At 72.7% G+C, this 18,967-nt stretch carries 18 protein-coding genes; 13 read left to right on the forward strand and 5 right to left on the reverse strand.

Features of this window, described 5'->3' with window-relative positions; genetic code table 11:
- Positions 1–75: 75 nt before the first annotated feature.
- A complete protein-coding gene (locus tag ACZ4FH_RS20600) occupies positions 76–666 on the forward strand; it encodes a GNAT family N-acetyltransferase (RefSeq protein ID WP_467306396.1) in 591 nt (196 codons plus the stop codon).
- Positions 667–723: 57 nt separating this feature from the next.
- Here ACZ4FH_RS20600 and ACZ4FH_RS20605 read toward each other — a convergent pair whose 3' ends face one another.
- Positions 724–1,380: a pirin family protein gene (locus tag ACZ4FH_RS20605; RefSeq protein WP_467306397.1), complete on the reverse strand. Its 657-nt coding sequence runs from the start codon at positions 1,378–1,380 to the stop codon at positions 724–726.
- Positions 1,381–1,536: 156 nt separating this feature from the next.
- Here ACZ4FH_RS20605 and ACZ4FH_RS20610 point away from each other — a divergent pair, with 156 nt between their 5' ends.
- The 5 genes from ACZ4FH_RS20610 to fabF all read left to right on the forward strand — a co-directional run bounded on the left by ACZ4FH_RS20610 (position 1,537) and on the right by fabF (position 6,408).
- The gene (locus ACZ4FH_RS20610; protein WP_383632898.1) at positions 1,537–2,736 is read left to right on the forward strand and encodes a PucR family transcriptional regulator; all 1,200 of its coding nucleotides are present in this window, start codon (positions 1,537–1,539) and stop codon (positions 2,734–2,736) included.
- 89 nt (positions 2,737–2,825) lie between these two features.
- Positions 2,826–3,740: an ACP S-malonyltransferase gene (locus ACZ4FH_RS20615; protein WP_383632901.1), complete on the forward strand. Its 915-nt coding sequence runs from the start codon at positions 2,826–2,828 to the stop codon at positions 3,738–3,740.
- A 13-nt stretch (positions 3,741–3,753) separates the two neighbouring features.
- Positions 3,754–4,755: a beta-ketoacyl-ACP synthase 3 gene (locus ACZ4FH_RS20620; RefSeq protein WP_467306400.1), complete on the forward strand. Its 1,002-nt coding sequence runs from the start codon at positions 3,754–3,756 to the stop codon at positions 4,753–4,755.
- A 64-nt stretch (positions 4,756–4,819) separates the two neighbouring features.
- The gene (locus tag ACZ4FH_RS20625; protein WP_383632907.1) at positions 4,820–5,068 is read left to right on the forward strand and encodes an acyl carrier protein; all 249 of its coding nucleotides are present in this window, start codon (positions 4,820–4,822) and stop codon (positions 5,066–5,068) included.
- 77 nt (positions 5,069–5,145) lie between these two features.
- Entirely contained in the window at positions 5,146–6,408 is a 1,263-nt protein-coding gene (gene fabF / locus ACZ4FH_RS20630) for a beta-ketoacyl-ACP synthase II (protein ID WP_383632910.1), read from the forward strand.
- 85 nt (positions 6,409–6,493) lie between these two features.
- Here the strand turns inward: fabF and ACZ4FH_RS20635 are convergent, their stop codons facing one another.
- Positions 6,494–6,988, reverse strand: a complete 495-nt coding sequence (locus ACZ4FH_RS20635) for a DUF3145 domain-containing protein (protein ID WP_383632913.1) — start codon at positions 6,986–6,988, stop codon at positions 6,494–6,496.
- A gap of 352 nt (positions 6,989–7,340) precedes the next feature.
- Here ACZ4FH_RS20635 and ACZ4FH_RS20640 point away from each other — a divergent pair, with 352 nt between their 5' ends.
- From ACZ4FH_RS20640 to ACZ4FH_RS20650, 3 genes are all read left to right on the forward strand, one after another.
- Complete coding sequence (locus ACZ4FH_RS20640; RefSeq protein ID WP_467306403.1) at positions 7,341–8,258, forward strand: SGNH/GDSL hydrolase family protein; 918 nt, start codon at positions 7,341–7,343, stop codon at positions 8,256–8,258.
- An 11-nt stretch (positions 8,259–8,269) separates the two neighbouring features.
- Positions 8,270–9,268, forward strand: coding sequence for an aldose epimerase family protein (locus tag ACZ4FH_RS20645; protein WP_467306404.1), 999 nt, complete (start codon positions 8,270–8,272; stop codon positions 9,266–9,268).
- Positions 9,269–9,416: 148 nt separating this feature from the next.
- Complete coding sequence (locus ACZ4FH_RS20650; RefSeq protein WP_467306406.1) at positions 9,417–11,357, forward strand: flavin monoamine oxidase family protein; 1,941 nt, start codon at positions 9,417–9,419, stop codon at positions 11,355–11,357.
- Between the two features lie 3 nt (positions 11,358–11,360).
- On the opposite strand, the gene ACZ4FH_RS20655 is transcribed toward ACZ4FH_RS20650, so the two are convergent.
- The 3 genes from ACZ4FH_RS20655 to ACZ4FH_RS20665 all read right to left on the reverse strand — a co-directional run bounded on the left by ACZ4FH_RS20655 (position 11,361) and on the right by ACZ4FH_RS20665 (position 14,928).
- On the reverse strand, positions 11,361–12,140 hold the full coding sequence (locus tag ACZ4FH_RS20655; protein ID WP_467306408.1) for an EI24 domain-containing protein: 780 nt from the start codon (positions 12,138–12,140) through the stop codon (positions 11,361–11,363).
- A gap of 45 nt (positions 12,141–12,185) precedes the next feature.
- A complete protein-coding gene (gene arfA, locus ACZ4FH_RS20660; RefSeq protein ID WP_467306409.1) occupies positions 12,186–13,703 on the reverse strand; it encodes an arabinosylfuranosidase ArfA in 1,518 nt (505 codons plus the stop codon).
- A 205-nt stretch (positions 13,704–13,908) separates the two neighbouring features.
- Positions 13,909–14,928, reverse strand: a complete 1,020-nt coding sequence (locus tag ACZ4FH_RS20665; protein ID WP_467306411.1) for an NADP-dependent oxidoreductase — start codon at positions 14,926–14,928, stop codon at positions 13,909–13,911.
- 125 nt (positions 14,929–15,053) lie between these two features.
- Here ACZ4FH_RS20665 and ACZ4FH_RS20670 point away from each other — a divergent pair, with 125 nt between their 5' ends.
- The 4 genes from ACZ4FH_RS20670 to ACZ4FH_RS20685 all read left to right on the forward strand — a co-directional run bounded on the left by ACZ4FH_RS20670 (position 15,054) and on the right by ACZ4FH_RS20685 (position 18,955).
- Entirely contained in the window at positions 15,054–15,497 is a 444-nt protein-coding gene (locus tag ACZ4FH_RS20670) for a MarR family winged helix-turn-helix transcriptional regulator (protein WP_467306412.1), read from the forward strand.
- Positions 15,498–15,568: 71 nt separating this feature from the next.
- On the forward strand, positions 15,569–16,147 hold the full coding sequence (locus ACZ4FH_RS20675) for a hypothetical protein (protein ID WP_467306413.1): 579 nt from the start codon (positions 15,569–15,571) through the stop codon (positions 16,145–16,147).
- Between the two features lie 173 nt (positions 16,148–16,320).
- Positions 16,321–17,358 (forward strand): rod shape-determining protein, encoded by a 1,038-nt coding sequence (locus ACZ4FH_RS20680; protein WP_467306414.1) that lies wholly within the window; start codon positions 16,321–16,323, stop codon positions 17,356–17,358.
- A 13-nt stretch (positions 17,359–17,371) separates the two neighbouring features.
- Positions 17,372–18,955, forward strand: a complete 1,584-nt coding sequence (locus ACZ4FH_RS20685) for a sensor histidine kinase (RefSeq protein ID WP_467306415.1) — start codon at positions 17,372–17,374, stop codon at positions 18,953–18,955.
- Positions 18,956–18,967: the final 12 nt, after the last annotated feature.

The raw sequence follows: 18,967 nt of genomic DNA on the forward strand, positions 1-18,967 counted from the left end.
CGCCCCGGTGGCCGGGGGGCCGGTCTTGCCACGACGCTGGTGCGCGGTCCCCGGTGGCCGCTACTCTCCCCGCCCATGACCGACATCGTCCGCGCCACCGCCTCCGACGTCCCCGTACTCGCCGGTGTGCTGGCCAGCGCCTACGCCGAGGACCCCGTCTGGTCCTGGCTCATGCCGCACGACCGGGACCGCAGGCTGCGGCTGCTCTTCACCGCGCATCTCGCCCAGCAGGTCCCGGCCGGCCGGGTGTGGACCGATCCGGAGCGGTCCGTGGCCGCGATCTGGGCGGAGCCGGGGCGGTGGAAGCTGCCGGTGAGCCATCTGCTGCGGAACGCGGGGACGCTGCTACGGGCGGGGCGGGCGCAACTGCCGCGTACGGGGATGCGGTTGTTCGCCATGGAGCACCGGCATCCGGCCGGTCCCGAGCACTGGTACGTCGAGTACATCGGCACCCACGCCGACGCGCGCGGCACCGGGCGCGGGTCGCGGGTCCTGGGCGCGCTGCTGGAACGGGCGGACGCGGACGGACGGCCGGTGTTCCTGGAGTCGAGCAACCGCCGCAACCTGACCTTCTACGAGCGGCACGGGTTCACGCTCCAGGAGGAGATGGCCTTCCGCTCGGGGCCGCCGATGTGGTCGATGTGGCGGCGGGACGGCGCCTCCTGAGCGGTGCCTGCCGCGACACCCCGCCCCGTCCGGCAGGCGCCCGCCGTGACGCCCCGTTCAGTCCGGCAGCTCCCACATCAGCACCTCCGCCGCCTCCCCCGCGACCAGTTCCAGCCCGCTCCCGCCGCTGATCCGCGCCGCGTCGCCGGGTGTCAGCCGCTCGCCGTCGAGGGCGACGGTGCCGCGCACCAGGTGGACGTACACCTTCGGCGCGTCCGGCACCGCCGTGCGCTCGCCCTCGGCCAGTCGGCGCACCTGGAGCATCGCGCCCGCTTCCGGCAGGGCGTACGGAGTGGAGTCCGCGATGCCGGGGACCGTCGTGTACGACGGGTCGCCGCCCGGTTCGAGGGGGGCCAGCCACATCTGAAGGAACGTCAACGGGGTGTCGCCGTCGTTGCGTTCGACGTGGCGGACGCCGGAGGCCGCGCTGAGGTGCTGGACGTCGCCGGGGCGTACGACGGTGGCGTGACCGGCCGAGTCGCGGTGGGTCAGCTCGCCCTCCACCACCCAGGTCACGATCTCGGTGTGGCTGTGCGGGTGCTCCTCGAAACCGGCGCCGGGGGCCAGCCGCTCCTCGTTGCAGGCCAGGATCGGGCCGAAGCGGAGGTTGTCGGGGTCGTAGAAGGAGCCGAAGGAGAAGGAGTGCCGGGACTCGATGCCGGCCGCACCGTCCCCGCCCCGGAACCGGTCGCCCGCGCGGTGTACGGATATCACCCGTCCACGGTAGCCCGCCGGGGCGGGAAAGGGGCCCGCACCGAAGCGGGCCGGGGTCGGCGAGGTGCCCGTGTCACCGGACGGTACGACCCGCCACCGCCTCCCCGGCGGCCCCGCCCCTTCGGGCACCCGTCCGGATAGGGCAGTCTTGTCCCCGTGCCCCGACCCGATCCTGAGCAGCCCGCTGCGAACGACGCCCATCTCCATGCCGCGACCCTGAAGCGGCTGGAGCAGTCCTCCGGCCGGCTGGCCGCGAACGCGATCGCCCGCATGGACGAGTCGCTGCCCTGGTACCGGGCGATGCCGCCGGAGAACCGGTCCTGGATCGGCCTGGTGGCCCAGGCCGGTATCGCCGCGTTCACCGAGTGGTTCCGGCATCCGGAGACCCCGCAGGCGATCTCGACCGATGTGTTCGGCACCGCTCCGCGCGAGCTGACCCGGGCGATCACGCTGCGGCAGACCGTCGAGATGGTGCGCACCACGATCGAGGTCATGGAGGCGGCGATCGACGAGGTCGCCGCGCCCGGCGACGAGTCGGTGCTGCGCGAGGCGCTGCTCGTCTACGCGCGGGAGATCGCGTTCGCCACCGCGCAGGTGTACGCGCAGGCCGCCGAGGCGCGCGGGGCGTGGGACGCCCGGCTGGAATCGCTGGTGGTCAACGCGGTGCTGTCCGGGGAGGCCGACGAGGGCGCCGTGTCCCGGGCCGCCGCGCTCGGCTGGAACTCGCCCGAGCACGTCTGCGTCCTGCTGGGCACCGCCCCGGACGGGGACAGCGAGCTGACCGTGGAGGCGATCCGCCGGGCCGCCCGGCACGCCAAGCTCCAGGTGCTCACCGGGGTGCTCGGCAACCGGCTGGTCGTCATCGCCGGCGGCAGCGACAACCCGCTCCAGGTCGCCAAGGCCCTGATCGGCCCGTACGCGGCGGGACCGGTCGTCGCCGGTCCCGTGGTGCCGGACCTGCTGGCGGCCACCCGGTCCGCGCAGGCGGCGGCCGCCGGGCTCCGGGCCAGCGGGGCGTGGCAGGACGCGCCGAGGCCCGTACTCGCCGATGATCTTCTGCCGGAGCGCGCGATCGCGGGCGACCCGGCCGCCCGGGATCAGTTGGTGGAGGAGATCTACAGACCGCTCGAGGAGGCGGGTTCGGCGCTCCTGGAGACGCTGAGCGTGTATCTGGAACAGGCGAGCAGCCTGGAGGGCGCGGCCCGGATGCTGTTCGTCCACCCCAACACCGTGCGCTACCGGCTCCGACGTGTGACAGACGTCACCGGCTGGTCGCCTTCCGACGTCCGCTCGGCGTTCACGCTGCGGATCGCCCTGATTCTGGGGCGTCTGGCCGACAGGGATCCCCAGTCCTAGACTTTTGTCGGACTTCAACAATTCCCCCCACGGTTCTTCGTCCCTGTCCCCACGGGTCTTCCGGACCGTTCACAAGAGAGAGTGTGAGGGTGCTCGTACTCGTCGCTCCCGGCCAAGGCGCTCAGACGCCCGGCTTCCTGACTCCCTGGCTCGAACTCCCCGGTGCCACCGACCGCATCGCGGCGTGGTCGGACGCCATCGGGCTCGACCTCGCCCACTACGGCACGAAGGCCGACGCGGAGGAGATCCGCGACACCGCGGTGGCCCAGCCGCTGCTGGTCGCCGCCGGACTGCTCTCCGCCGCCGCGCTGGACGCGTCGCCGGGTGTCGTGGCCGGTCACAGCGTCGGTGAGATCACCGCGGCCGCTCTCGCCGGAGTCATCGGCGACGAGGCGGCGCTGCGGTTCGTCCGCACCCGCGGGCTCGGCATGGCGGAGGCCGCCGCGGTCACCGAGACCGGCATGGCGGCGCTGCTCGGCGGTGACCCCGAGGTCACCGTGCCGCATCTGGAGAAGCTCGGACTGACCCCGGCGAACGTGAACGGCGGCGGGCAGATCGTGGCCGCCGGCACCGCCGAGCAGATCGCCGCGCTGACCGAGGACAAGCCCGAGGGCGTGCGCCGGGTCGTCCCGCTGAAGGTCGCCGGAGCGTTCCACACGCACCACATGGCGCCCGCGGTGGAGCGGCTCCGGGAGGCCGCGACGGCCCTGGAGGTCTCCGACCCGACCGTGACGTACGTCTCGAACGCGGACGGGAAGACCGTCGCCACCGGTGCGGAGGTCATCTCCCGGCTGGTCGGCCAGGTCGCCAACCCGGTCCGCTGGGACCTGTGCATGGAGACGTTCCAGGAGCTGGGCGTCACCGCGCTCATCGAGGCCTGCCCCGGCGGCACGCTGACGGGCCTGGCCAAGCGCGCGCTGCCCGGTGTGAAGACCCTCGCGCTCAAGACCCCCGACGACCTCGACGCGGCCCGCGCGCTCATCGCTGAGCACGCGAGCGCCTAAGGAGCCCGAGAGCATGTCGAAGATCAAGCCCGCCAAGGGCGCCCCGTACGCACGGATCATGGGCGTCGGCGGTTACCGGCCGACCCGGGTCGTGCCCAACGAGGTGATCCTCGAGACGATCGACTCGTCCGACGAGTGGATCCGCTCCCGGTCCGGTATCGCCACCCGTCACTGGGCCTCCGACCAGGAGACCGTCTCCGCGATGTCCGTGGAGGCCGCGGGCAAGGCCGTCGCCGACGCCGGGATCACCCCGGAGCAGATCGGCGCGGTCATCGTCTCGACCGTCTCGCACTTCAAGCAGACCCCGGCCATCGCGACCGAGATCGCCCACAAGGTCGGTGCGGGCAAGCCCGCCGCCTTCGACATCTCGGCCGGCTGCGCGGGCTTCGGCTACGGGCTGACGCTCGCCAAGGGCATGATCGTCGAGGGCTCGGCGGAGTACGTCCTCGTGATCGGCGTGGAGCGGCTGAGCGACCTCACCGACCTGAGCGACCGCGCGACGGCGTTCCTGTTCGGCGACGGTGCCGGTGCCGTGATCGTCGGTCCCTCGGACGTCCCGGCCATCGGTCCGACGGTCTGGGGTTCCGAGGGCGACAAGTCCGAGACGATCAAGCAGACCGTGGCGTGGGACACCTTCCACGCCGACCGTCCGGAGAAGTTCCCGGCCATCACGCAGGAGGGCCAGGCGGTCTTCCGCTGGGCCGTCTTCGAGATGGCGAAGGTCGCGCAGCAGGCACTGGACGCGGCCGGGATCGCTCCGGAAGACCTGGACGTCTTCATTCCGCACCAGGCCAACATGCGGATCATCGACTCGATGGTGAAGACCCTGAAGCTGCCGGAGCACGTCACGGTCGCCCGTGACGTGGAGACCACCGGCAACACCTCCGCCGCCTCGATCCCGCTCGCGATGGAGCGGCTCCTGGCGACCGGTCAGGCGAAGAGCGGCGACACCGCGCTCGTCATCGGCTTCGGGGCGGGTCTCGTCTACGCCGCGACGGTCGTTACCCTCCCCTAGGCACACCGGGTCTTTTCGCCCGGACGTCCGAACCCAGCAGATACACACCGATAGGAGCGCCGACATGGCCGCCACGCAGGAAGAGATCCTCAAGGGTCTCGCCGACATCGTCAACGAGATCGCCGGCATCCCGGCCGAGGACGTCCAGCTGGACAAGTCCTTCACGGACGACCTGGACGTCGACTCGCTGTCCATGGTCGAGGTCGTCGTCGCCGCCGAGGAGCGCTTCGACGTCAAGATCCCCGACGACGACGTCAAGAACCTCAAGACCGTCGGCGACGCTGCCGACTACATCCTCAAGCACCAGGACTGATCCAGTCGGTTCGTGTGTCGCCACCCGGCGGTGGCGCCGCTGATTCACGACCCTCTACACGTGGAGAAGATTTTCCAGTGAGCCCGACCAATCGCACCGTGGTCGTCACCGGTATCGGCGCAACCACTCCGCTGGGTGGCGATTCCGCATCGACCTGGGAAGGTCTGATGGCCGGCCGTTCCGGCGTCAAGCCTCTTGAGGGCGAACGTTTCGCCGAGCTGCCCGTCCGGATCGCGGCCCTCGCGGCCGTCGACCCGGCGGACGTCCTGCCCCGCCCGCTGGCCCGCAAGCTCGACCGCTCGGCGCAGTTCGCGCTGATCGCCGCGCGCGAGGCCTGGGCGGACGCGGGCTTCACCGCCAAGGCCGGTGAGGACGAGAACATCCGCCCCGAGCGGCTGGGGTCGGTCATCGCCTCCGGCATCGGCGGTGTGATCACCCTGCTCGACCAGTACGACGTGCTGAAGGAGAAGGGCGTACGCCGCGTCTCCCCGCACACCGTTCCCATGCTCATGCCCAACGGCCCGGCCGCCAACGTCGGCATCGAGGTGAACGCCCAGGCGGGCGTGCACACCCCGGTCTCCGCCTGTGCGTCGGGTGCCGAGGCCATCGGCTACGCCGTCGAGATGATCCGCAGCGGCCGTGCCGACGTGGTCCTCGCCGGTGGCACCGAGGCGGCGATCCACCCGCTGCCGATCGCCGCGTTCGCCAACATGATGGCGATGTCCAAGAACAACGACGAGCCCGAGAAGGCCTCGCGTCCGTACGACACGGACCGTGACGGCTTCGTCCTCGGCGAGGGCGCGGGCGTCGTCGTCCTGGAGTCCGCCGAGCACGCCGCCGCGCGCGGTGCCCGCGTCTACTGCGAGGTGCTGGGCCAGGGCCTGTCCGCGGACGCCCACCACATCGCGCAGCCCGAGCCCACCGGGCGCGGTATCGCCGCGGCGATGCAGAACCTGCTGGACCAGACGGACCTCAAGCCGTCCGAGCTGGTGCACCTCAACGCGCACGCGACTTCCACCCCGCAGGGCGACCTGGCGGAGCTGAAGGCGCTGAGCAAGGTCCTCGGCGACGATCTGAACCATGTCGCGATCTCCGCCACCAAGTCGATGACGGGTCATCTGCTCGGCGGCGCCGGCGGTATCGAGACGGTGGCGACGGTCCTCGCGCTGCACCACCGCATGGCCCCGCCGACCATCAACATCGAGCACCTCGACGAGGCGGTGGAGGCGGACATCGTGCGCGACAAGCCGCGTCCGCTGCCCGAGGGCCCGATCGCGGCCGTGAACAACTCGTTCGGCTTCGGCGGACACAACGTGGTGCTGGCCTTCCGCACCGTGTGATCCCCCGGCCGTACGCGCGCGAGCCCGCCTCCCCCGTGTGGGGAGGCGGGCTCGCGTCGTCTCCGGCCCGCGTCGCGCGGGCGGCTCAGACCACCTGGTGGAGCCAGCGCACCGGGGCACCCTCGCCCGCATGGCGGAAGGACTCCAGCTCGTCGTCCCAGGGCTTGCCGAGGAGTTTGGCGACCTCTTCCGCCAGATCGCTCTCGCCGCGCTGGGCACGGGCCAGCGCGGCGCGCAGCCGGTCCTCGGGGACCAGGATGTCGCCGTGCATGCCGGTGACGGCGTGGAAGATGCCCAGTCCGGGCGTGGAGCTGTAGCGTTCGCCCTCCGCCGCCGGGGAGGGTTCGGCCGTCACCTCGAAGCGCAGCAGGTCCCAGCCGCGCAGCGCGGAGGCGAGTTTGGACGCCGTGCCGGTCCTGGCCTCCCAGGAGAATTCCGCGCGCCAGGTGCCGGGCGCCGCGGGCTGTCTGATCCAGTCGAGCTGGACCCGCACACCGAGTACGCCCGCCACCGCCCATTCGACGTGGGGGCAGAGCGCGCGCGGGGCGGAGTGAACGTACAGGACTCCACGTGTCGTCACCGGGACCTCCAGTGTGGGACGAGGTTCGCCTTCCCCAGCGGCCTCGTGCCCGTACGACCTCTCACCGGACGGGCCCCGAGGCTGTCATCATTTAACAGCATCGGGAGTTAATATCCGGAAAGGGACAGGAGCTGACGTGACGTGATGTACGGAAGCCACCCGAGTGGAGCCGGACGGCCGAACGAGCCACTGGTTCGACGGGGAAAAGCTACCGTGCCGCGCCGTCCGAGGTGTGACGTACCGTCGGTCCTGGGCCCATGATTCGCGCTCCATTCACCCGACGGGGCGCGCGGGCCCGCCGACCGGTGCCGGACAGGTGTGCCGGGGGCATGGGACAGGAGGGGACGAGGACATGCCGGATGGCTCCGCACGGCTCCGCCCGCGCACCGCACTGGCCGCGCTGGCCGCCGTGTCGCTCCTCGGCGGCGCGGTGCTGACGGGGTGCGACTCCGGGCCCGGGGAGACGACGAAGGGGGCCGCGGCCGGTGAGGCCAGGCGGCCCGCGCCCGCGCCTCCGGTCTGGAACCGCAGTCCGGATTCGGTCGCCGCCGTGGGTGACTCCATCACGCGCGGCTTCGACGCCTGCTCGGTGCTGGCGGACTGTCCCGAGGCCTCCTGGGCGACCGGTACGGACCGGGAGGTGCGCAGTCTCGCGGTGCGGCTGCTCGGCGCCTCGGGCGCGCAGGCGCACAGCTGGAACCATGCCAGGACCGGGGCCCGGATCGCCGAGCTGCCGGAGCAGATGGCGCGGGCGGCGGAGGAGGGCCCGGACCTGGTGACGGTGATGATCGGCGCCAACGACGCCTGCCGGGACTCGGTGCGGGCGATGACCCCGGTGGCCGATTTCCGTACGTCCTTCGAGACCTCGATGCGCGCCCTGCGCAAGAAGGCGCCGAAGGCGCAGGTGTACGTGTCGAGCGTGCCGGACCTGAAGCGGCTCTGGTCGACCGGGCGGGGCAATCCGCTGGGCAAGCAGATCTGGAAGCTGGGCATCTGCAAGTCGATGCTGGCCGACGCGGACGACGTGGGCCCGGCGGCGGTGGCCCGGCGCGCGGCGGTGCGGGACCGGGTCGTGGCGTACAACCGGGTGCTGCACGAGGTCTGCGCGAAGGACGCGCGCTGCCGGGACGACGGCGGGGCGGTGTTCGACTACCGGTTCACGGGCAAGCAGCTCAGCCAGTGGGACTGGTTCCATCCGGGGCGCGACGGGCAGGCCAGGCTCGCCGAGATCGCCTATCGCACGGTCACGTCGACGCGTCCTCCCGCGTAGAGTTTCCGATCATGGACACGAGTTCGACCACGGTCACGCGCACGGAACACTTCGGCACCCTCGGGGACGGCACCGCCGTGCACCGCTGGACGCTGGAACGGGGCGGCACGCGGGTGCGCGTGCTGACGTACGGCGCGATCGTGCAGTCCGTCGAGGTGCCGGACCGGGACGGCGCCGTCGCCCCGGTGGCGCTGGGGCTGCCGGACCTGGCCTCGTACCTCCGGTACACCGGGCCGTACTTCGGCGCGCTCGTCGGGCGGTACGCCAACCGGATCGGCGGAGCCGCGTTCGCGCTCGACGGGCGGACCCACCACCTCACCCGCAACGAGGGCCGCAACCATGTGCACGGCGGGGCGACGGGCTTCGACAAGCGGGTGTGGGACACCCGCGAGGTCCCGGGCGGGGTGGAGATGTCGCTGGTCTCCGCGGACGGCGAGGAGGGCTTCCCCGGGCGGCTGGAGGTGACGGTGGCGTACACCCTGGACGAGGACGGGGCGCTGCGGATCGGCTACCGGGCGACGACGGACGCGCCGACCGTGGTCAATCTGACGAACCACACGTACTGGAACCTGGCGGGCGCGGACTCCGGCAGCGCGCTGGGCCAGCGGCTGCGGATCGCGGCGGGGCGGATCACGCCGGCCGACGGGGAGTCGCTGCCGACGGGCGAGTTCCTGCCGGTGGAGGGGACCCGCTTCGACTTCCGGGAGCCGCGTCCGGTCTCCAAGGAGTTCGACCACAACTTCGTGCTGGACGAAGCGGTGGAGGGCCCGGCCGCCGAGCTGTACGACGAGGTGTCGGGGCGCGTCCTGACCGTCACGACGACGGAGCCGGGCCTGCAGCTGTACACCGCGGACCACTTCGACGGGCAGCCGTTCGGCCCGTGCGCCGGGATCGCGCTGGAGACCCAGCATTTCCCGGACTCGCCGAACCGGCCGGAGTTCCCGAGCACGGTGCTGCGGCCGGGCGAGGTGTACGGGTCGACCACGGTCTACGGCTTCGGGGTGCGCTGACAGGACGTCGGCAGGAACGGTTCCACCTGCGGCGACGTCGTACGGGCGGCAGTACGACAAGATCGCTTGCGGCACCTGCGGGTGATTCCGGGCGGATCTACGCGCGTTCGCGCAATGCGCCCCGTTCCACGCCCCCCAGGGTGTCGGCATGACTACCGAACCCTCCGGGCCCACGTCCGCCCTGCCCTCCCGCCGTTCCCTGATCGCGGGGGCCGCCGCGGGGGCCGCGGCCGGTGCCGCCGCCCTCGCCGCCACCACGGCCACCCCGGCGGGCGCCGCCGTCCCCGCGGCCCCCGCCGCCCCCCTCGCGGCCCCCGGCTCCGACTGGAACGCCTGCCTGGAGGTCGCGCGCGCGATCCTCGTCCGGGACGAGCAGGACCGTTCGCTCGTCCCGCACTACCGCGACGTCCTGCTGACCAAGGGGCTGCCGCGCAGCCGCAAGGCGCCCAAGAAGGTGCTGGTCGTCGGCGCCGGCCCGGCCGGACTGGCCGCCGCCCGGCTGCTCCACGAGGCCGGCCACCAGGTGACCGTCATCGAGGCCAACGGCAACCGGGTCGGCGGCCGGATCAAGACCTTCCGCACCGGCGGCCACGAGCACGCCAAGGCCCCGTTCGCCGATCCGAAGCAGTACGCCGAGGCCGGGGCGATGCGCATTCCGGACAGCCACCCGCTCGTCACCGGGCTGATGGACAGCCTCGGCCTCAAGCGCCGCCGCTTCTACCTGGTCGACGTGGACCCGACCGGGAAGCCCGTCAACCACACCTGGATCCACGTCAACGGCATCCGGGTCCGCAAGGCGGATTACGCGAAGAAGCCGCAGGCGGTCAACCGTTCCTTCGGGGTCCCCGCCGCCTTCGAGGACAAGCCCGCGGCCGTCATCGTGCGCGAGGCCTTCGCCCCGGTGCGCGCGGAGTTCGAGGGCAAGGAGGGTTCGGAGCTGGTCGAGGGCTGGGCCCGGGTCATCCAGCGCTACGGGCACTGGTCGATGTTCCGCTTCCTCACCGAGGCCGCCAAGCTCGACGAGCGCACCATCGATCTGATCGGCACCGTCGAGAACCTCACCTCCCGGCTCCCGCTGGCCTTCGTGCACAGCTTCATCGGCGCCGCCCTGATCAGCCCCGACACCGCCTTCTACGAACTGCCCGAGGGCACGGCGACGCTGGCCGACGCGATGTACGCGCCGGTGAAGAAGCTGGTGCACCTGGACCGCCGGGCGGCCCGGATCACCCACGGCGAGGACGGGGTGCGGGTCGAGACGGTGTCCGAGGGCCGCGACGGCACGGTCGTGCGGGAGACCTTCACCGGGGACCGGGCGATCGTCACCGTGCCGTTCTCCGGACTGCGCCACGTCCCGGTCACGCCCGCGCTCTCGTACGGCAAGCGGCGCGCGATCACCGAGGTCCACTACGACTCGGCCACCAAGGTGCTGCTCGAATTCAGCCGCCGCTGGTGGGAGTTCGAGGAGAAGGACTGGAAGCGGGAGCTGGACGCGGTCCGGCCCGGTCTGTACGACGACTACCGCCTCGGCAGGGCCCCGGCGGACGGTTCGCTGCTGGGCGCCCACCCCTCGGTGCCGGCCGGCCACATCCCGCCCAACCAGCGCGTGCACTACGCCGCGTACCGGGCGACCGCGCGCAACCAGCCCGAGGCCGCCCACGTCATCGGCGGCGGCTCGGTCACGGACAACGCCAACCGCTTCATGTACCAGCCCTCCCACCCGGTCCCCGGCAGCAAGGGCGGTGTCCTCCTGGCGTCGTACAGCTGGGCCGACGACGCCCTGAAGTGGGACTCCCTGGACGACGACGAGCGCTATCCGCACGCCCTGGGCGGGGTGCAGGACGTGTACGGGCAGCGGATCGAGGTCTTCTACACGGGCGTCGGCGCCACCCAGTCGTGGATGCGCGACCCGTACGCGTACGGCGAGGCGTCCGTGCTGCTCCCCGGCCAGCACACCGAACTCCTCGCCGACATCCGGTCGGTGGAGGGCCCGCTGCACTTCGCGGGCTGCCACACCTCCGTCAAGCCGGCCTGGATCGAGGGCGCGCTGGAATCGGCGGTGCGCGCGGCCCTGGAGGTCCACGCGAGCTGACGGTCAGTCGTCCTCCTTGCCGTCGCCCGAGCCGTCCCCGGCCGCGTCCCCGCCCACCAGGTCGCGGGCCAGCAGGGTCGCTCCGGCGACGGCTCCGGGCATCAGGAGGACGGCGACGAAGGGGACGAGGAAGGCGAGGCCGAGGGGGACGCCGAAGCCGAGGGTCAGCAGCCGGCGGCCGCGCAGCAGGGCGAGCCGGTCCTTGAGGACCAGGCCCCGGCGCTGGAGGGCGACGGCGGTGAGCTCCTCGGCGAGGAAGTAGCCGGTGACGCAGAAGCCGATGACCGGGACGACGGTCTGGCCGGCGACCGGCACGAAGCCGAACGCGAAGAGCAGGACGGAGTAGAGCGCGACCCGGGCCAGAACGCGCACGCTGTCCCGGGCCGAGATCCACAGCTCCCGCCAGAGCGGCAGCCCGGACTCGGGGACCTCGCCGCCCTCGGCCCGTTCGACCTCCTCGGACAGCGCCTCGTAGAAGGGCTGTCCGACCAGGAGCGTCACGGCGGTGAACGTGATGACGGCGAGGAAGAGGCCGAGGGCGAAGACGAGCACGGTCAGCGTGGTGCGCAGCAGCCCGTTCCAGGGCGAGGACCAGTCGTCGGCGAAGGGTGTCGCCCAGTCCACGAGGTCGTCGGCCCCGTAGGCGAGGCCGATCAGGGCGCCCGCGTACAGGACGAGGGTGATGAGGCCGGGGAGCAGCCCGAAGCCGAACCAGCGGCCGTGGCCGGCGACCCAGCGCTGACCCTTGACCAGATAACCGAAGCCCGCCCCGAGATCACGCATGGGCGTCAGCGTAACGGGGCCCCGGAGGGCCCCGTCCGGCACCCGTCAGACCAGCCGGATCATGTTCCAGGACATCGGTTCCAGCACCGCGTGGAGCACGCCCGCCTCCAGGGTCGTGCCCTCGGCCGGGTGGGGTGCGACGCGCTCGGGCTCGTCGAGGGTGTTGCGGGCCTCGGGGTCGGTGTCGGCGAGGACCTGGTGCTCGGTGACCTCCGTCAGTTCCAGTCCGTGCAGGGCGATGTCGAGGGGCAGGGCGGTGTCCCGGCCCCGGTTGACCGCGAAGACGGTGACCGCGCCGGTCTCCGGGTCGTGGACCGCGGTGGCGTGCAGCAGGTCCGTCTCGCCGTACTTGGCCGTGTCGTACGTGGGCGAGTCGACGCGGACGTCGAGGACCCGGCCGCGTCCGTGGCGGGCCGTCAGGGCGAAGGGGAAGAAGGTGGTCTGGCGCCAGGCCGGGCCGCCGGGCTCGGTCATGATCGGGGCGATGACGTTGACCAGCTGGGCCAGGCAGGCGACGGACACCCGGTCGGCGTGGCGCAGCAGGGCGATGAGGAGGCTGCCGACGACGACGGCGTCGGTGACGGAGTAGTTGTCCTCCAGCAGCCGGGGTGCCTCGGGCCAGTCGAGCGGGTGGGCCTCGGCCTCCTGGAGGCTGCGGGTCATGTACCAGACGTTCCACTCGTCGAAGGAGAGGTTGATCCTCTTCTCCGACTTCAGCCGGGCGCCGACGTGGTCGCAGGTGGCGACGACGGCCTCGATGAAGGACTCCATGTCGACGGCGGAGGCCAGGAACGAGTCGCGGTCGCCGCCGGTCTCCTCGTAGTAGGCGTGCAGCGAGACGTAGTCGACGAGGTCGTAGGTCTCGGCGAGCACGGTCGCCTCCCAGGCGGCGAACGTGGGCATGGCGCGGCTGGAGGAGCCGCAGGCGACGAGTTCGACGGAGGGGTCGATCTGGCGCATGGCGCGGGCCGTCTCGGCGGCGGTCCTGCCGTACTCCTCGGCGGTCTTGTGGCCGGTCTGCCAGGGGCCGTCCATCTCGTTGCCCAGGCACCACAGCCGGATGCCGAAGGGGTCCTTGTCGCCGTGGGCGACGCGGCGGTCGGAGCGTTCGGTGCCGGACGGGTGGTTGGCGTACTCCTGGAGGGCGAGCGCGTCCTCGACGCCCCGGGTGCCGAGGTTGACGGCCAGCATCGGCTCGGCCTGCGGGCCGGTCTTCCGGAGGAAGTCCATGAACTCGGAGAGCCCGAAGCGGTTGGTCTCGGTGGAGCGCCAGGCGAGGTCGAGCCGGCGGGGCCGTTCGTCGACGGGGCCGGTGCCGTCCTCCCAGCGGTAGCCGGAGACGAAGTTGCCGCCGGGGTAGCGGATGGCGGTGACGCCGAGTTCGCGGACGAGTGCGAGGACGTCGGTGCGCAGGCCCGCGTCGTCGGCCGCGGGGTGGCCGGGCTCGTAGAGGCCGTCGTAGACGCAGCGGCCGAGGTGCTCGACGAACGAGCCGTAGAGGCGGGGGTCGACGTCTCCGACGGTGAACGCGGGGTCGAGCGTGAAGCGGGCGGTGCGGGTCATGACGTCCTTCGGGGTCCGGCGCACCGGGCGGCGCGCGTACGACATGTTCGAGATTTCGAATGGTGGCCGTAACTTCGAACGGACCGTAGAATCGAAGCGCTTGCGCGTCAATGGCCCGCACCGGAATTCCGCCCGGGAGTCCCGGAACACGCCGAGGGGGCCGCACCCCGTGGGGAGTGCGGCCCCCTTCGCGGGCGGGCGCGGGTCAGCCGAGGGTGACGATCATCTTCCCGGTGTTCTCGCCGCGGAGCAGTCCGTCGAAGGCGTCGAAGCCGTTCTCGATGCCCTCGACGACGGTCTCGCGGTACTTCAGCTCACCGGAGGACAGCCAGCCGGCCACCTCGCGGACAAACTGGTCCTGGAGGCCGTAGTGGTCGCCGACGAGCATGCCCTGGAGGCGCAGGCGCTTGCCGATGACGAGGGCGAGGTTGCGCGGGGCGGGGGTCGGCTCGGTGGCGTTGTACTGGGCGATCATGCCGCAGATGGTGGCCCGGCCGTGCACGTTGAACGAGGAGATCGCGGCCTCCAGGTGCTCGCCGCCGACGTTGTCGAAGTAGACGTCGATGCCGTCGGGGGCGGCCTGGCGCAGCTGCTCCGCCACGGGGCCGTTCTTGTAGTTGAAGGCCGCGTCGAAGCCGTACTCCTCGACGAGGAGCTTGACCTTCTCGTCGGAGCCGGCCGAGCCGATGACCCGCGAGGCGCCCTTGATCCGCGCCATCTGGCCGACCTGGCTGCCGACCGCGCCGGCCGCGCCGGAGACGAAGACCGCGTCGCCCTCCTTGAAGGAGGCCACGTCGAACAGTCCGGCGTAGGCGGTGAGACCGGTCATGCCGAGCACGCCGAGGTAGGCGGAGAGCGGGGCGAGCGAGGCGTCGACCTTCACCGCGTGCTCCGCGGGCACCGAGGCGTACTCGCGCCAGCCGAGGCCGTGCAGGACGTGGTCGCCGACCTGGAAGCCCTCGGCGTTCGAGGCGACGACCTCGCCGACCGCCCCGCCGTCCATGGGGTGGTCGAGCTTGAACGGCGGGACGTAGGACTTCACGTCGTTCATCCGGCCGCGCATGTACGGGTCGACCGAGAAGTGCAGATTGCGCACGAGGACCCGGCCCTCGGCGGGGGCGGTGACGGGCTCCTCGCGCAGCGCGAAGTCCTCGGCCTTCGGCCAGCCGTGCGGACGGGCGACCAGGTGCCAAGCGCGGCCGGACGTGGGAAGGGTGAAAGACATCGCTGGGGGTCTCCTCGGAGTGCGGGGGTGGAAGCCGCGCCGGTGGGGCGCAAAAGCTTCATGAGGTGAAACAACCATGCGCCCAGATATTTCATGTTGTCAAGTAACCGGGTATCCTGACCGGTATGGCGTCCCCCCGAACAGACCCGCTGACCCTCGAAGTCGTCGAGCTGATCGGCACCGTCGTCGCGCGGTACTACGACGAGTACGAGCAGGCCGCGTCCGCGCACGGGCTCACCGGCGCCCAGGCCCGGGTGCTCGGGCTCCTCGCCCTCGACCCGCTGCCGATGCGCCGCATCGCCCAGAAGCTGAAGTGCGAGCCGTCCAACGTGACCGGCATCATCGACCGGCTGGAGGCGCGCGGCCTCGTCGAGCGGCGCCCGGATCCGGCCGACCGGCGCGTCAAGCTGGCCGCCCCCACGGAACTGGGCGCCCGCACCTCCCGGGAGCTGCGCGACTCGCTGGACTTCGCGGGCGAACCGCTGGCCGGGCTCTCCGAGGCCGACCGGGCCACCCTGCGCGATCTGCTGCGGCGGATGCTCGGACTGGATCCGGCCGCCCCGCGCTGACTCCCCCCGGCCGGGCCCACACCGACCGCCGGCGCCCCGGGCGCCCGCCCGGATGTGGAAGCGTGGGGCCCATGACCGCCGCCGCCCCCTTCGGCCCCCGTGAGTTCCAGCTCGTCCTGCTGCGCCGGATGGCCGACCACCAGCCCGGACTGGTCGAGGACGCCCGGCACGCCCTCGGCGCCCCGCTCTCCGAGATGCGCGAGGCCAACCGCCGCTGGCAGGCGATGAGCCGGGCGCCCCGGGGGCGGGGCGCGCTGCGCCGCTACCGCTCGGTGCTGGGCGAGCCCGAGGCGTCCGAGCGGCGCGTGATCGGCGATCTGGAGTGCGACGCGCTGCTGTGGCCGGTGCCGCTCTGGCCGGAGCTGCGGTTCGAGGTGATGGCCGCCCCGGGCGGCGCGGTGTGGAACGCGTGGCTGGTCCGGGCGCCGGGCGCGCCCTCCCCCGCCCTCGGCCCGGCCGCGACCCTGCTGCCCTGGTCGTGCACGGTGGACGAGGTGGCCCGCGCCTTCGCGCCCGTCCGTCCGATGGAGGGCAGCGCGCCGACCCGCTGGGCGCTCGCGTTCACCGACGGCGCCACCGGCACCCCGTACGTCGCGGAGTTCACCTGGGGGCTGTTCCAGCGGCTGCTGCCCGGCCGCGCGGACGGCTGAGGCGGGGCCCGTTCCCGGGCCGCCCCCGCGGCCGGGCGGTCCGGGTCCGACACGCCGTCAGCTCCGTCCCTCCTCCGGCGTACCCCAGCGCGCACCACGCCCACGAACGGCGCACGATGCGAAGAGAACCGGCTGCCCGTCGGTCCCCCTCAGCGCTCTCGGGAGAACCTGCCGTGACCGTCAGCCTTGAGCAGTTGCGCCGTTGCCATGTCGCCGTCGACCTCGGGGCCGCCCGGACCCGGGTGTACGTCAAGGGGCTCGGGCTCGTCGTGGACGAACCGAGCGTCGCCGCCGTCAACACCCGTACGGGCTCGCTCATCGCGGTCGGCGCGCTCGCCGACCAGATGACGGGACGTACGCCCCACTACATCCGGGTGGTCCGTCCGGTCTCCGGCGGCACCGTCGTCGACATCGAGATGGCCCAGCGCATGCTGCGCCATCTGCTGGGCGAGAAGCTCCGCCGCCAGCTGCGGCGCAAGCCGCGGCTGCGGGCCGCCGCCTGCATTCCGCACGAGAGCGATCCGCTGGCCCAGCGCGCCGCGGTCGAGACCCTGGTCGGTCTCGGCGCCCGCCGGGTCGAGCTGGTCGACACGCTGATCGCGGCGGCCGTCGGCTGCGGGCTCCCGGTCGAGCAGCCGACCGCCACCATGATCATGGTGTGCGGGGCGGCCACCACCCAGATCGCGGTGCTCTCGCTCGGCTCGATCGTGACCGCCGTGCGCATCCCGATCGGCGGCGAGGCGATCGACGCCGCCGTGATCCAGCATCTGCGCCAGCACCACGAGCTGATGCTGCCGAGCCAGTCCGTGCGCCCGCTCCAGCTGGCCCTCAGCGGCAACGGCCTGACCGCGCAGGGCCCCACCGTGACCGAGATCCACGGCCGGGACGTGGCCACCGGCCTGGCCCGCTCCGTGGAGGTCGACACCGCCGCCGTGCGCCAGGCCATCCACACCCCGCTGACCGCCGTCCTCGACGGCCTCGGCAAGGTGCTGCGGGACTGCCCGCCCGATCTGGTGGCCGATCTCGCCGACTCCGGGATCATGATGGTCGGCGGCAGCGCCCTGCTCCCCGGGCTCGACCAGATGCTCCGGAACGCCACGGGCGTGCCGGTGCACATCGCCGAACGCCCCGACACCTGCTCCGTCCTCGGGCTCGGCGCCATGCTGGACGGCAAGATCAGCCCGATGGTCCTCGACCCGCTCGCCGGCTGAGCCGCGGGCGCCGATGAACGGTCCCCCGGAGGAGGCGGCGCCCGCGCCCGGCGTCCCCAGGTCGCCGCTGCTGCCGAAACTGCTGGAGGCGGTGCTCGCCGTCGGCACCGAACTGGAGCTGCGGGCCACCCTCCAGCAGATCATCGACACCGCCACCGCGCTGACCGACGCCCGCTACGGGGCGCTCGGCGTCCTCGGCCCCGGCCGCACCACGATCAGCGAGCTGTACGTGACCGGGCTGAGCCCGGACGAGAAGAGGGCGGTCGGCGCGCTGCCCAACGGGCACACGGGTCTGCTCGGCGCCCTCATCGAGGAGTGCCGGCCGCTGCGCTCGGACGATCTGGCGGCCGATCCGCGCTCCTCGGGGGTGCCGCCCGGCCATCCCCCGGTGCACTCCTTCCTCGGCGCCCCGGTCCGGGTCCACCGCAGGGTCTTCGGGAACATCTACCTCGCCGACAAGCGGACCGGGACCTTCACCGACACGGACACGACCCTGCTGCGGGTCCTCGCCGACCAGGCGGGCATCGCGATCGGCAACGCCCGGCTGTACGAGAGCGCCCGGCAGCGCGAACGCTGGATCGAGGGCGCGGCCGCGGTCACCAACACCCTGCTGACCGGCGAGAACGTCTCCGACGCGCTGATGACGGTGGCCGAGCGGGCCCGGCTGCTGAGCGACGCGGTGGCCGGGGTGATCCTCCAGCCGACCGAGGAGGGCGGCATGGAGATCGTCGCCGCCTCCACCCGGGAGGACCCGGCCGGTCTGGTGGGCACCGCGATCGCGCCCGGCTCCCCGGTCCTGGAACAGCTGCTGGGCGGCGAGGCCGTCTTCGTCGACGATTCGGCGACCGACCCCCGGATGACCACCCCGGTCCGGTCGCGCTTCGGCCCGAGCATGATGCTGCCGCTGCAGAGCGGCGGGCGGCTGATCGGCACGCTGGCCCTGCCGCGCGGGCGCGGCGCCCGGCCGTACACCGATGTGGAACGGCTGCTGGCCGCCCAGTTCGCCTCGCAGGCCGCGCTCGCCCTGGTGCTGGCCGACTCCCAGCACGACCGCGAGCAGCTGGCGGTCTACGAGGACCGGGACCGGATCGCCCGCGATCTGCACGATCTCGTCGTCCAGCGGCTGTTCGCCACCGAGATGATGCTGGAGTCCACCCGCCGCCGGACCGCCGCCGCGGAGACGGACGAGCTGCTCGGCCGGGCCGTGGACGAGCTGGACTCCACGATCCAGGAGGTGCGGACCGCGATCTTCGCCCTCCAGCAGCCGCCCGCCGAGGCGCCGACGACCTTCCGGGGCCAGGTGCTGCGGGAGACCGGCGGGGCGGCCGCGCTGCTCGGCTTCCCGCCCTCGGTGCACTTCGAGGGGCCGGTGGACGCCCTGGTGGGCGCGGATGTGGCGGACCGGCTGCTGGCGGCGCTGCGCGGGGCGCTGGCCGCCGCGCACCGGCACAGCGGGGTGTCGGCGATCGAGGTGGAGGTGGACGCGACGACGGTGCTCCCGGACGGCCGGGCGGCGGTGCGGCTCTCGGTCGCGGACGACGGGCGCGGGCCGGACGGGGCGCGGGTCCCGCCGGTCACCTGGCAGGAGCCGCTGTAGGGCCCGTGCGGC

The organism is Streptomyces sp. NPDC024555 (genome assembly GCF_055559335.1).